The organism is Priestia koreensis, assembly GCF_001274935.1.
GTDB classification, from domain to species: domain Bacteria; phylum Bacillota; class Bacilli; order Bacillales; family Bacillaceae_H; genus Bacillus_AG; species Bacillus_AG koreensis.
Map to the genome: position 1 here is coordinate 142,531 of NZ_LILC01000011.1, position 14,744 is coordinate 157,274.

The 14,744-nt window shown below is 39.3% G+C and carries 12 protein-coding genes; 11 read left to right on the top strand and 1 reads right to left on the bottom strand.

Translation table 11 applies throughout. The features are described from left to right. The first annotated feature begins 113 nt into the window (after window positions 1-113). The gene (locus tag AMD01_RS07965; protein WP_053400855.1) at window positions 114-503 is read left to right on the top strand and encodes an FxsA family protein; all 390 of its coding nucleotides are present in this window, start codon (window positions 114-116) and stop codon (window positions 501-503) included. A gap of 50 nt (window positions 504-553) precedes the next feature. Here the strand turns inward: AMD01_RS07965 and ytvI are convergent, their stop codons facing one another. Beyond that, on the bottom strand, window positions 554-1,678 hold the full coding sequence (ytvI, locus tag AMD01_RS07970; protein ID WP_053400856.1) for a sporulation integral membrane protein YtvI: 1,125 nt from the start codon (window positions 1,676-1,678) through the stop codon (window positions 554-556). 430 nt (window positions 1,679-2,108) lie between these two features. Here ytvI and AMD01_RS07975 point away from each other — a divergent pair, with 430 nt between their 5' ends. The 10 genes from AMD01_RS07975 (at window position 2,109) to polA (ending at window position 14,728) form a co-directional block, all read left to right on the top strand. Continuing rightward, entirely contained in the window at window positions 2,109-2,570 is a 462-nt protein-coding gene (locus tag AMD01_RS07975) for a DUF441 domain-containing protein (RefSeq protein ID WP_053400857.1), read from the top strand. Window positions 2,571-2,940: 370 nt separating this feature from the next. Next, window positions 2,941-4,059: a citrate synthase gene (gene citZ / locus AMD01_RS07980; protein ID WP_053400858.1), complete on the top strand. Its 1,119-nt coding sequence runs from the start codon at window positions 2,941-2,943 to the stop codon at window positions 4,057-4,059. A gap of 190 nt (window positions 4,060-4,249) precedes the next feature. Then, a complete protein-coding gene (icd, locus tag AMD01_RS07985) occupies window positions 4,250-5,539 on the top strand; it encodes an NADP-dependent isocitrate dehydrogenase (protein ID WP_281176859.1) in 1,290 nt (429 codons plus the stop codon). A gap of 30 nt (window positions 5,540-5,569) precedes the next feature. Beyond that, window positions 5,570-6,508 (top strand): malate dehydrogenase, encoded by a 939-nt coding sequence (gene mdh / locus AMD01_RS07990; RefSeq protein ID WP_053400860.1) that lies wholly within the window; start codon window positions 5,570-5,572, stop codon window positions 6,506-6,508. A gap of 109 nt (window positions 6,509-6,617) precedes the next feature. Continuing rightward, the gene (locus AMD01_RS07995) at window positions 6,618-7,094 is read left to right on the top strand and encodes a hotdog family protein (protein ID WP_053400861.1); all 477 of its coding nucleotides are present in this window, start codon (window positions 6,618-6,620) and stop codon (window positions 7,092-7,094) included. 144 nt (window positions 7,095-7,238) lie between these two features. Then, on the top strand, window positions 7,239-7,955 hold the full coding sequence (locus tag AMD01_RS08000) for a response regulator transcription factor (RefSeq protein ID WP_053400862.1): 717 nt from the start codon (window positions 7,239-7,241) through the stop codon (window positions 7,953-7,955). After that, a complete protein-coding gene (gene pnpS, locus AMD01_RS08005; RefSeq protein ID WP_053400863.1) occupies window positions 7,948-9,720 on the top strand; it encodes a two-component system histidine kinase PnpS in 1,773 nt (590 codons plus the stop codon). Before AMD01_RS08000 ends, pnpS begins: the two co-directional genes overlap by 8 nt. Before the next feature lie 305 nt (window positions 9,721-10,025). Further along, a complete protein-coding gene (gene hflK / locus AMD01_RS08010) occupies window positions 10,026-11,030 on the top strand; it encodes an FtsH protease activity modulator HflK (RefSeq protein ID WP_053400864.1) in 1,005 nt (334 codons plus the stop codon). Further along, complete coding sequence (gene hflC / locus AMD01_RS08015; protein ID WP_053400865.1) at window positions 11,023-11,955, top strand: protease modulator HflC; 933 nt, start codon at window positions 11,023-11,025, stop codon at window positions 11,953-11,955. The genes hflK and hflC overlap by 8 nt, the downstream gene beginning before the upstream one ends. Window positions 11,956-12,097: 142 nt before the next feature. Continuing rightward, on the top strand, window positions 12,098-14,728 hold the full coding sequence (polA, locus tag AMD01_RS08020) for a DNA polymerase I (RefSeq protein ID WP_053400866.1): 2,631 nt from the start codon (window positions 12,098-12,100) through the stop codon (window positions 14,726-14,728). The last annotated feature ends 16 nt before the right edge of the window (window positions 14,729-14,744 follow it).

Genomic DNA, 14,744 nt, shown 5'->3' on the forward strand with positions numbered 1-14,744 from the left:
TTCCTATAGTACACTCTTGTAAAAGGAGTCATGAAATTAAAAAATAACGGTATAATAGCAGTAAACCATGAAAGAGCTTGTTTACCGACTTATACCCTGTGGGAGGAATTCGTATGAAATATCTACTTCCATTTCTCATTATTATTCCTGCAACAGAAATAACACTTCTCATTTATGCAGGGAAAACGATTGGACTATTTCCAACGCTTCTTATTATGTTATTTACAGCAGGAACAGGTGCATATTTGGCGAAGAAGCAAGGTCTTGCCATATTACAAAAAGCCAAACAGCAGTTAGCATATGGACAAGTTCCTGGAGATTCTATTATGGACGGAGTATGTGTTCTGATCGGAGCGACGCTTTTATTAGCACCAGGCTTTTTAACCGACATTATCGGCTTGTTTTTATTGCTCCCTGTTACACGCAGATTAATAAAGCCGTTCCTTGTGAGATGGCTACAGCATATGTTTATGAACAACCGTTTTACGATCATTCGAAGATAACAAAAAACCATCGCTTGTTAAAAAGAGAATTTTTTAACGAGCGATGGTTTTTATTGTATAGATTTTGGCTTTCCTTTGATAAAGCTCCAGATGTCATGAAAAACGTTCGCCGTGTATAGCGTTTTAATTACAACTAAAATAACAGGACCAATAATTAAACCGAGAAATCCAAACAATTTGAATCCTACAAAAAGAGACACGAGCGTTGCCAGAGGATCGAGGCCAATGCTTGAAGATAGGATTTTTGGTTCCATTAATTGTCGCTGTACGATGACAACAGCGTATAAGACTAAAAGGCCAATGCCGAAGGATGTTTGATGAGTAGCGAACATGTAGATAATCCAAGGCACAAAAACAAACCCTGTTCCTAGATAAGGAAGCAAATCAACTAGTCCAATAATTAATGAAATCGTGATGGCGTATTCAACTTTAAGAATTAATAGGCCGATCAGCACGATGATTGTGGTGATGGATATAAGTGTTAGCTGTGCTTTCAAAAAGCCGAACAAAGCTCGTCTGAGGTCGTAAAACACCGTTCTTCCGCTCGCTTGTGCTTTCGTTGGGATTAATTTTCCACTCAGATAGCGGAGGCGGTTCCAATCGTTGCTTATAAAAAAAGTTGCAAGTAACGAAAAAATAATAACAGTTGCTGCATTTGGAAGCCATGCAATCAGGTTTGGGATAGATTGAAGAAAGGACGTAATGAACCCAACGAGCGTAGAACCGATCTGTGAGCCGATGTTTTTAATGTTGATAATAATGGTTTCTTGTTGACCAGAATTTAAGTTGTTGAACAGTGAGTTTAAATGATTATATAGCGGAATGATTTGGCTAGTTAGAAAGTTTTCGACAAACGTGATGAGCTTATCAATAGTTGGGGGCAAAGCGATGGCTAAGTATTCAGTACCAGATAGAATTTCGGCTACGAGCAGTGTAATAAGTCCAATAAAGGTCCCAAAGATTAATAACAGCGCCCCAATGACAGCGAATGAACGCGGTAGGTGTAATTTGTGTTGAAGTATATTCACAAGAGGATTGATCAAAAGGGCAATGATGAGGGCGATAATGAACGGGTACGCAAGGGTAGATACATAATAACATGCAAAAAACCCGAATATAATAATAGCTAACACAAGTAACGAGCGCAGTACTCTGTCTGCATATTGCTTATACACGTAACAGGCCTCCTATTAGGGAAAATATGTGCACATGTCTAGGAGCAGAAAATGGTAAGGAACCATTGTTTTAGATAGTTTGCAAAACCTTTTCTTATAGTTTACAGGGCTTATTCAATTTTTAACAGTGCTTACGTTCGACAATTCCTGTTATTCTATGGGACCTATTCGCCGAACGATGACGAGTTCTCAACATATAGGGAGAAAGGGGTCAGACTTTGTCATTTAGAACATATTCCCTCCTTTATATTAGCAACAATCTGCTGATCACTTGAGCTAAGTAGGATTTGGTTGGCTGTAATGGTTGCTGTATAATAGATAACTTGGAAAAGCCCTAAGCGCTTGTGAACTCGAAATGGGAAAAGCATTAAAAAAGCTTTTTAGCAATCATTTTTATTGTGAAACATATCATTTAAAAGGAGGAGACATCATGTTTTCACAGTCTGTGTTATTTTTAGTCATTTTGTTTGTCATTGGATTGGTTGCCAAAAATCAATCTCTCTTACTCGCAGTAGGATTCTTATTAGTTATTAAGTTAGTTCATTTAGATACGAAGGTTTTCCCCTATTTGCAATCGAAAGGGATCAATTTAGGCGTAACGGTTATTACCATTGCAGTACTTGTTCCAATTGCGACAGGGGACATTGGCTTTAAGCAATTGGGAGAGGCGTTGAAATCTTCCTACGCATGGATTGCCTTGGCTGCAGGAATTGCGGTCGCTATTATTGCAAAGTATGGTTTAAAGCTTTTAGCTACAGATCCTCACATCACGACAGCACTAGTATTTGGGACTATTTTGGCGGTGTCCCTATTCAGAGGGGTGGCAGTAGGTCCGTTAATCGGTGCAGGAATTGCATATTTAGTCATGAAAGTAGTCGAAGTATTTCACTAAAAGTTTTTTTATAATAATAATAATTTTAAAAATTATTGAGCGTTTTCATTCACAAAAGTCTGATAATTGTTTATAATAGGGTTAAAGCATCATCCAGTTACATACACTTGACGGTTTTTGTCGCGCTTTTAGTATAATTCAATGGCACATCTATTCTGGAGTTTTATGTGCCATTCGTAGAAAATATAAATGTAAGCATTTTCTTTTCTATTAATTGGCAATAACCGGTCAAAGAGTCAGGATAATGGATGTGCTTAACCATAACTTTACTTGTTGAATGAGCATGCGCTCAATAATGATGTTCTGTATGTTTCAAAAGTTTTAAGAGAGATGGTTTAAGGGGATTTTTTTTCAAGGAGGAGAGAAGTTTATGACAGTTACAAGAGGTCTAGAAGGGGTTGTAGCAACTACATCTTCTGTCAGTTCTATTATTGATGATACGCTTACGTATCGTGGTTACAACATTGATGATTTGGCAGAGTACGCTTCTTTTGAAGAAGTAATCTACTTGCTTTGGTATGGTAAGCTTCCAAACCAAACCGAGTTAGATGAGTTTACAAAGCTATTGTCAGAGAATGCTAGTTTACCACAAGGTGTACTAGATCATTTCAAAACGTATCCAATTGACAAAGTTCATCCAATGGCAGCGCTACGAACAGCGGTTTCGTTGTTAGGAATGTACGACGAAGAAGCAGATGTGATGGACGAAGAAGCAAATAACCGAAAAGCAATTCGCTTACAGGCGCAGTTACCTGCTGTTGTTACAGCTTTTTCACGTATCCGCAAAGGGTTAGAACCTGTAGAACCACGTAAGGATTTCGGCTTAGCAGCGAATTTCTTATATATGCTAACAGGTGAAGAGCCAAGTACAGTGGCAGTAGAAGCGTTCAATAAGGCGCTAGTATTGCATGCAGATCATGAACTAAACGCATCTACATTTACCGCACGTGTGTGTGTGGCAACGCTTTCTGATATTTATTCAGGCGTAACTGCAGCAATCGGGGCATTAAAAGGTCCGTTACACGGTGGTGCAAACGAAGCGGTAATGAAAATGCTAACTGAAGTAGAAACTCCTGAAAATGCAGAAGCATATGTGCGTGAAAAGCTTGCAAACAAAGAAAAGATTATGGGATTCGGTCATCGCGTATATCGCCAAGGAGATCCTCGTGCGAAGCATTTGCGTAAGATGTCTGAGAAGCTTACAAACTTAACAGGTGAAACAAAATGGTATGACATGTCTATTAAGATTGAAGAAGTGTTTACAAAAGAAAAAGATCTTCCACCAAACGTGGATTTCTATTCCGCTTCTGTCTATCATAGCTTAGGCATTGATCATGATTTATTTACACCAATTTTTGCAGTGAGTCGTGTATCAGGTTGGATCGCTCATATTCTTGAGCAGTATTCAAACAACCGCTTAATCCGCCCTCGCGCTGATTACATCGGTTCCGATAAACAAACGTATATTCCAATTAGTCAACGTGACTAAAACAGAGCACATGGCCACAAGAGGACGGACAAAGAGAGTGAAGAATCCCTCATCATTTTGTAGGAGCTTTGTTTAACGAAGGAATTTATGTTCCTTTTTAAATTAAGCTCTTTTTACCGGAAAATGTGGACAAGTAAGTACATCTATTAAACTGTATAAAAAAGATTGATAAGCTACTAAGGAGGTCATTATCTTGACACAAGGACAAAAAATCACGGTTAGCAACGGCGTATTAAACGTACCAAACAATCCAGTTATTCCATTCATTGAAGGGGACGGAATTGGACCGGATATCTGGGCATCTGCTTCTCGCGTAATTGAAGCAGCGGTTGAAAAAGCATACAAAGGCGAAAAGAAAATCGTTTGGAAAGAAGTATTAGCAGGTGAAAAAGCATTCAACGAAACAGGAGAGTGGTTACCTGCTGAAACGTTAGATTTAATTCGTGAGTATTTTATTGCGATTAAAGGACCTTTAACAACTCCAGTTGGCGGAGGAATTCGTTCTCTAAACGTTGCACTACGTCAAGAGTTAGATCTATTCGTTTGCTTACGTCCAGTTCGTTACTTTGAAGGAGTACCTTCACCAGTAAAACGTCCTGAAGATACAGATATGGTTATCTTCCGTGAAAATACAGAGGATATCTATGCTGGTATTGAATATGCAAAAGGTTCTGAAGATGTGAAAAAACTTCTTAACTTCTTACAAACAGAACTAGGCGTGAACAAAATCCGCTTCCCAGAAACTTCTGGTCTTGGAATCAAACCAGTTTCTGCTGAAGGAACAAAACGTTTAGTACGTGCAGCAATTAACTATGCTATTAAAGAAGGCCGCAAATCTGTTACGCTTGTACATAAAGGTAACATTATGAAATTTACTGAAGGTGCCTTCAAAAACTGGGGTTATGAGCTTGCTGAAGAGGAATTCGGCGACAAAGTATTCACATGGGCTCAATATGACCGCCTAGTTGAGACAGAAGGTAAAGATGCAGCGAACAAAGCGCAAGCTGATGCTGAAGCAGCAGGCAAAATCATCATCAAAGATTCTATTGCTGATATCTTCTTACAACAAATCTTAACGCGTCCACGTGAGTTTGATGTAGTGGCAACAATGAACTTAAACGGTGACTACATCTCTGATGCGTTAGCAGCACAAGTTGGTGGAATCGGTATCGCACCAGGAGCGAACATTAACTACGAAACAGGACATGCTATTTTCGAAGCTACACATGGTACTGCACCGAAATATGCTGGATTAGACAAAGTAAATCCATCTTCTGTTTTATTATCAGGTGTATTAATGCTTGAGCACTTAGGTTGGAATGAAGCAGCGAAATTGGTAATGGATTCAATCGAAAAAACAATTGCTTCTAAAGTTGTAACATATGATTTCGCTCGTCTAATGGACGGCGCAACTGAAGTGAAATGTTCTGAATTTGGTGATGCATTAATCACTAACATGGAAGATACAGTAAGAGTTTAATAGTAAGTAGCTTAGCGAATAGAGGAGGTCGTGGTCATGACACGTAAAAAAGTCTCGGTAATTGGCGCAGGATTTACCGGTGCAACAACAGCATTTCTCATCGCGCAAAAGGAATTAGCTGACGTTGTGTTAGTTGACATTCCGCAACTGGAAAGTCCTACACAGGGGAAGGCACTGGATATGCTTGAAGCGAGCCCTGTAGAAGGATTTGATTCTAACATCACCGGTACTTCTGACTATGCAGATACTAGTGGATCAGACATCGTTGTTATTACAGCAGGTATTGCACGCAAGCCTGGCATGAGCCGTGATGACCTAGTCACAACCAACCAAAAAATCATGAAATCTGTTACGAGAGAAATTGTGAAACATTCTCCTGACTGTACGATCATTGTGTTAACAAATCCAGTTGATGCGATGACGTACACCGTGTTCAAAGAGTCAGGTTTACCGAAAAGTCGGGTCATTGGTCAGTCTGGTGTACTGGATTCCGCTCGTTTCCGTACGTTTGTAGCGCAAGAGCTGAACGTTTCGATAAAGGATGTAACAGGATTCGTTTTAGGTGGGCACGGTGATGACATGGTACCGCTCGTTCGCTATTCCTATGCAGGTGGAATTCCATTAGAAACGCTTATTTCGAAGGAGCGCTTACAAGAAATTGTGGAGCGAACTCGAAAAGGTGGCGGTGAAATCGTGAACCTTCTAGGCAACGGAAGCGCATATTATGCACCGGCTGCTTCCTTAGTAGAAATGACGGCTGCCATCTTAAAAGATCAGCGCCGCATTCTTCCTTCCATCGCTTATTTAGAAGGTGAATATGGCTATGAAGGAATTTACCTAGGCGTTCCAACGATTTTGGGTAAAAATGGGATTGAGAAAGTGATAGAGCTCCAACTAACAAATGAAGAAAAGAGCGAGTTAGACAAATCGGCCGATTCTGTCAAGAACGTGATGAACGTACTCGTGTAATCAAAAAGGAATTTGGGGGACGCCCTAAATTCCTTTTTTTCATCCTTTTTATTAAGAAGATAATTCGGTATAATGTTGTAAACGTTTTCAATTAGAAAGGGGTTTTTTTATGATACTAGGCAAAAAACGAAAGCTTGGAAGAACGATTGGAGAATTATCCAAGGGCGAAAAGCTATCCTTAACAGAGCGTATTGAAGATCGAGAGTTATTGCTATATCTAGGATTGACAAATGACGCGAATCCTCTTTATATCCAGCATGATTATGCTTCTCAGACACCGTTAAAAAAGCCGGTCGTGCCAGCCATTATGCTTACTGGAACGATGATGTCGGCTATATCAAAATATATCCCTGGACCAGGGTCCCATATTTTACATCATACCGTTACGTTTCATAAACAAGTGTATCACTATGAGCTTATTGAATACTTGTTTGAAATAAAGGATGTTGACCACACAAATCACACCATCACCGTATTTGCTAAGGCAGTAAACGAAGAAAAAGATCTTGTCATCGATGCGGAATTTATCGTTTGTCCACCGTATTCGATTCACGATATTGATGAGCAAACGCTCGAAAATTTTTAGTTAAAAGGACCTTCTTCATATATTTCTCTTTGTGAACTTCTAAAAATCATTGTATGATAAAGATAAAAGTATAAAAAATAAAAAAATAGATATATTTTTGGATGATTAACAGGGGTTCTAATACAGAGGTCTTTGGAGGAATATATGAGCAAGAAGCTATTAGTAGTAGACGATGAACAATCAATCTCAACATTGCTGCAATACAATTTACAACAATCGGGTTTTGATGTAGTGACGGCAATGGATGGTGAAGAAGGATATCAGAAAGCTTTAGATGAAAATCCAGATTTAATCGTTCTTGATTTAATGCTGCCTAAAATGGACGGTATTGAAGTATGCAAAAAGCTTCGTCAGCAAAAGGTGATGGTGCCAATCTTAATGCTAACAGCAAAAGATGATGAATTTGATAAGGTGTTAGGACTTGAGCTTGGAGCGGATGACTATATGACAAAGCCATTTAGCCCACGAGAAGTAGTCGCACGTGTGAAAGCCATCTTACGTCGCACACAGTATAGCGCAAATGATTCTTCAGACATGAATGAAGGAGACAAAATTGTGATTGGCGGATTAAAGGTCCTTCCAGAGCATTATGAAGCTTACTTCGAAGGTGAACAGCTAGAGCTGACGCCAAAGGAATTTGAGCTGTTGCTGTATTTAACCAAAAACAAAGGACGTGTTCTTACTCGGGATCAGCTGTTGAGCGCAGTATGGAACTATGACTTTGCTGGGGATACGCGCATAGTCGATGTTCATATTAGCCATCTCCGTGAAAAAATCGAACATAATACGAGAAAGCCAGTTTATATAAAAACAATCCGAGGAATGGGTTACAAGCTGGAAGAGCCTAAGTCGGATGAATAAATTCCGTTCGCGACTGTTGTTTGCACTATTAATTTTAATCATCATTGTTTTAATTGGCCTGGGCTTGTTACTTGGTCAACTATTCAAAAGCTTTTATTTGCAAACATTTCATGAGCGAATGGAAAAAGAAGCTCACCTTGTGGAAATCTTCGTTCAGGAGGAAGGGATCACAAACCCTTACCTACAGGAGAAGATGGAAAGCGTTAGTTCTACGCTTAGTGCACGAACGACGATTGTTAGTACAGATGGATCGGTACTGGTGGATTCGAATCGAATAGAAGATTCTTCAACGCTTGAGGATAGCAAAGTATTGAAAAAAGTGCTAAAAGAACAGCTGACGAAAAAGAAGCCGTTTCATAAGATGAACGAAGAATATAATCTCTATTATTATGGTGCGCCTTTAATCATAAAAGATAAGCTTGTTGGTTTTGTGGTGCTTAGTACGTCCGTTGATTCTCTTAACGAGGTAAATCAACAAATTTGGGGACTGCTCGTCGGTAGTCTTGGTGTGGCGATGATCGTCATTTTACTTCTCGGTGTACGAATCATGTCACAATATACGAAGCCAATTGAGTCTGCTACGAATGTGGCGATGGAACTAGCTAAGGGCAATTACAAGGCTCGTACATATGAAGATAATATTGATGAGACGGGAATGCTGAGCCAAGCGATCAATATGCTCGCACGCAACCTTCAAGATATGGTCAGCAACCAAGAAATGCAACAAGACCGCTTACGCACGCTCATTGAAAATATGGGAAGTGGCATGATCTTAATTGATAGTCGCGGCTATATTAATCTTATTAACCGTGCATTTAAGGAACAGTTTCAAATTGACCCATCAGAGTATTTACATCAGCTCTATTACAATTGTTTTCAGCACCGAGAGCTTGTTTCTCTTGTTGAAGAAATATTTATGACGGAAATTAAAGTTCGAAAGCAGCTACTGCTTCCAATTAAAATCGAACGAAAGCACTTTGACGTGTACGGTGCACCGATTATTGGCTTTAACGATGAATGGAAAGGAATTGTGCTCGTCTTCCATGACATTACGGAATTAAAAAAACTTGAGCAGATGCGCAAAGACTTTGTGGCCAATGTATCACATGAATTAAAAACGCCCATTACGTCTATTACAGGTTTCAGTGAAACGTTATTAGATGGAGCGATGGAAGATCCTCAGCTGACTGAACAATTCCTAGGCATTATTTTAAAAGAAAGTCAGCGCATGCAAAACTTGATTCAAGATTTATTGGATCTTTCCAAAGTGGAGCAACATGGATATGTTATTCACACAACGCCGGTTAACATTAAACAGATGCTAGAAGAGATGGTGATGATTTTATCACCGCGAGCACAAGAGAAAGGTATTGCCCTGCACTTACATAAAACGTCTTCAGAGGGAATTCTGGATGGAGACAGTGCGCGATTAAAACAAATTTTTATTAATTTAATTAGCAATGCCATTAACTACACGTTGACAGATGGAAAGGTAGATATTTCTATTAAAGAAAAGCGCCATCATGTTCAAGTGCAGATAAAGGACACAGGAATAGGCATTGAAGAAGAGGAAATTCCACGGATTTTTGAGCGGTTTTACCGTGTAGACAAGGCAAGAAGTCGCAACTCAGGTGGAACTGGTCTAGGACTAGCGATTGTAAAGCACCTTGTAGAGGCTCATCACGGAACAATTGACGTAGAGAGTGAAATTGAAAAGGGTACAACCTTTACCGTGACGTTACCGAAGTCATTTCAATCCGCTTGAGAAATTGTTTACATGAATTTTACAATTTGTTTAAGCTTCGTTAATAAAAGATTGATACACTTTTAAGTGGAAACCCCTTCATCCAAGGAGCCAATTTGGATAGACGAAAACAGTTCATCTGTTTTCGTCTTTTTTTTATATTAAGGTACCCGGCGGGCCATCACTGTAGTGAGCTTCTTTTTTGTAAATCCGTTCATACAAATAATGTTATTGAAGGTTTTAACATACTTATATGTAATAAAAATGAAACCTTTTTGACTTTGATCCGTAAAACAAGTAGAAGCAAAAACGAAAGGTGGGGGCCTATGTTACAGATAAAAACCATAACTAAATTTATATGGGGCGGAGTTGCCCTAGTGATTTTAGGTATTATCGGATTCTCTTCATGGTATACGGTGGACGAATCAGAGCAAGCGGTAATTGCGACGTTCGGTTCTGTTGATGAGGGAGTCGTAGATCCAGGACTACACTTTAAAATGCCGTGGCCAATTCAACAAGTACAAAAGCTATCCAAGGAAACCTTCAGCTTGCAGTTCGGTTACAAAGAAGGGGACGGACAGGTAGAGGAATATCCAAAAGATACAAAGATGGTAACAGGAGACGAAAACATCGTATTAGCGGACTTGGTTGTTCAATGGAAAATTACCGAGCCTGAAAAATACTTATATAATTCAGAAGATCCAAAGCAGATTTTATACAATGCAACAAGTGCTTCACTTCGAAGTATTGTAGGGAGTTCAAAGATTGACGATGCGTTAACTTCAGGAAAAGCAAAAATTGAGACAGATGTACGTGGACTTTTAACAGAGTTAATGAAGAAATATAATGTCGGCATTTCAGTGGTGAACGTCAAGCTACAGGATGTAGAATTGCCAAATAAAGAAGTGCGAAAAGCCTTTACAAACGTAACAGATGCAAGAGAAACGATGAATACCAAAATTAATGAAGCGAATAAATATCGCAACAAGCGTACAAAAGAAGCAGAGGGAGAACGTGATGCCTTAATTTCTGCTGCAAAAGGTGATGAAGTATCACGTATTGAAACGGCAAAAGGAGATGTTGCCGTATTCAACTCGATTTACGAGGAATATAAAAAATCACCTGACATTACGAAAAAACGTCTCATTCTGGAAACAATCGAAAAAGTATTTCCGAACGCAGATATTTATATTATGAAAGATGATGGAAATACGATGAAGTATCTACCGATTGCGCCGATTGATAAAGCAGCAAAAAGTGATGCAACACCGAAAATAGACCAAAATCAAGCCGATGAAAGCAAAGCGGAAGGAAGTGATGGCAATGAGTAATTCAAACGTAATTGATGTGGAAAGCAGACGCGGCAATAAGCTTACTCCACAGCTCATAAAAAAGGGTGTTATCTTTGTCATTGTCATTGCCTTTCTTCTCTTTTTACTGAGTAATATCTTTATCGTGAAAGAGAATGAATACAAGGTTGTGCGTCAGTTTGGGGAAGTAGTAAAAATTGTTTCAAAACCAGGATTGCATGTTAAAATTCCATTTGTTCAGTCCATCACGTCTATTCCGAAATATCAAATGACCTATGACATTAAGGAAGCAGAGATTAATACAAAGGATAAGAAACGGATGCTTGTAGACAATTACGCTATTTGGCGAGTGGATAATCCGAAAAAATTGATTTCTAATGCACGATCTGTTGTTAACGCGGAAACAAAAATGGGTGAATTTATTTTCTCAGTCGTCCGCTCTGAATTGGGTAAGCTTGAATACGATGAAATCATTGACGATGAAAAATCGAGCCGAGGAAGTCTGAACGATCAAATTACAGAACAAGTAAATAACCTATTAGCGGATGATGATTATGGAGTCACGGTAACAGACGTACGTATTAAACGTACGGATCTTCCACAGGAGAATGAAAAGTCTGTGTATCGCCGCATGATTTCTGAGCGCGAAACGAAAGCGCAGGAATATTTATCAATGGGAGACGCAAGTAAAAATCGAATTACCGCGGAAACAGATAAAGAAGTAAAAGAAATGCTAGCGAAAGCTCAGGCACAAGCAGAAGGAATTAGGGGTAACGGAGAACAAAAAGCCGCTCAAATTTATAATCAGTCTTATGCAAAAGACGTAAAGTTTTATGATCTATACCGTACGCTTCAATCGTATACAAAAACGATTAACGATAAAAGCGTAATTGTATTGCCATCGGATTCCCCATACGCACGTATATTAATGGGATATAGTGAATAAAAACTAATTTTTCGCAACTAATATAAATAAATGAGAGCTTCCAATATCCATTGGAGGCTCCTTTTTTCTTTCTCTTCCCGATTCTGTTAAAATAGAAAATAGACGATTACTTGAACAAATGAAACTAAGTGGAGGACCTTCTATGTCAAAAAAACTAATTTTAATTGATGGGAATAGTATTGCCTATCGTGCATTCTTCGCATTGCCTTTGCTTAATAACGACAAGGGAATACATACAAATGCGGTTTATGGCTTCACAATGATGCTTATGCGAATTATTGAGGAGGAAAAGCCTACTCATATGCTAGTTGCTTTTGATGCTGGAAAAACAACGTTCCGTCATAAAACCTTTACAGAATACAAGGGCGGAAGACAAAAAACGCCACCTGAGCTTTCAGAGCAATTTCCGTTTATTCGTGAGCTTCTAGATGCTTACCAAGTGAAGCGCTATGAGATCGAAAACTACGAAGCCGATGATATTATCGGTACGCTGTCACTTCAAGCAGAAAAGGACGGCTTTGAGGTAAAAGTTATCTCGGGTGATAAAGATTTACTGCAGCTTGTTTCTGACCGTGTGACGGTTGATATTACTCGAAAAGGAATTACAGAGGTCGATTCATACGATCCAGCTGCAATTGATGAAAAGTACGGAATTACACCTGATCAAATTATTGACATGAAGGGATTAATGGGCGATAGCTCTGATAATATTCCTGGTGTTCCAGGCGTCGGGGAGAAAACAGCTCTGAAGCTGTTAAAAGAGCACGAAACGGTTGAAAAATTATTAACGGCTATTGACCAAGTGAGCGGAAAAAAATTAAAAGAAAAGCTCGAAGAATTTAAAGATCAAGCATTAATGAGTAAGGAGCTTGCGACTATTTTCCGCGAAGTGCCAATGGAAATGGCGGTAACAGATCTTGCTTATGAAGGATACGATGTTGATCGTTTGACAGCGTTATTTAAAGAGCTTGGCTTTAATACGCTGCTTGAAAAACTGGGCTATGAGGGAGAAACAGTAAGCGAAGAGCTGGAGAATCTTGATGTTACCACTGTAGAAGAAGTCACAGAGGACATGCTCGTTTCACCTTCAGCTCTTATTGTGGAATTGTTTGATGAAAACTACCATCACTCAGACATTATTGGCTTTGGTCTTGCCAATGAAAGCGGCGAATATTTTATTCCAGCATCTGTCGGTCTACAATCGGACGTATTCGTTCAGTGGTTAGAAGATCAACAAGCAGAGAAAGTTGTGTTTGATGCCAAGCGTTCAGTCGTAGCATTAAAATGGAAAAATATTGATATAAAAGGCATCAATTTTGATATTCTAATGGCGTCCTACTTACTGAACCCAGCAGATTCGAACGAAGATCTATCAACCGTTGCAAGAACAAAAGGATATTCCCAAGTTCAAACCGATGAAGCCGTATATGGAAAAGGCGCGAAACGCAAAGTACCAGAAGAAGGGGATCTTGCAGAGCACATTGTGCGAAAGGCTGTAGCCGTTTATCATCTCAAGGATGCTTTTTATGAAGGATTAAAAGAAAACGAGCAGCTCGACTTACTCATGGAATTGGAACTGCCACTTTCGCTTGTATTAGCTGATATGGAGGCTCAAGGTGTCAGAGTTGATCGCAATAAGCTCAATGACATGGGCGTAGACATTAAAAAGCGATTAGAAGAAATTGAACAGCGCATTTACGAGCTAGCTGGAACAGAGTTTAACATTAATTCACCGAAGCAACTTGGTGTGGTCTTATTTGAACAGCTACAGCTACCGGTTGTAAAAAAGACGAAGACAGGTTACTCAACGTCAGCTGATGTACTTGAGCAGCTGCAGGGTGCTCACGAAATTATTCCATATATCTTGGATTACCGTCAGCTAGGAAAGCTTCAATCTACGTACATTGAAGGCCTAAAGAAAGTTATTTACGAAGAAACGGACAAAGTTCATACAAGATTCAACCAAACGCTGACACAAACAGGGCGCTTAAGCTCAACAGATCCAAATCTTCAAAACATCCCGATTCGATTAGAAGAAGGACGAAAAATCAGACAAGCGTTTGTTCCGTCTGAACCAGATTGGATCATGTTCGCAGCAGACTATTCGCAAATTGAGCTACGTGTTCTCGCTCACATTGCGCAAGATAAAGAATTAATTGATGCATTTCAACATGACTTAGATATTCATACGAAAACTGCAATGGATGTTTTCCACGTTGAAAAGGAAGACGTAACGTCGAATATGAGAAGACAAGCAAAAGCCGTGAACTTTGGAATTGTGTATGGAATTAGTGATTATGGTCTTTCTCAAAACTTAGGCATTACAAGAAAAGAAGCGGGCAAATTCATTGATCGCTACTTAGAGAGTTTCACAGGCGTTAAAGAGTACATGGAGGATATCGTTCACGATGCCAAAAGTAAGGGCTATGTGACGACGTTATTAAATCGACGTCGTTACCTCCCAGAGATCACAAGCCGTAATTTCAACTTGCGAAGCTTTGCTGAACGTACAGCGATGAATACACCGATTCAAGGAACAGCTGCAGATATTATTAAAAAAGCGATGATCGCAATGAGCGAGCGCTTAGAAAAAGAAGGAATGAAAGCACGTCTGTTGCTTCAAGTACACGATGAATTGATTTTTGAAGCACCACAAGAAGAGATTGAAAAGCTACAAGAAATCGTTCCAGACGTAATGGAGAACGCACTACAGCTAGATGTACCACTAAAAGTAGACTATGCATACGGACCAACATGGTTTGATGCGAAGTAATGATACTAAACAAATG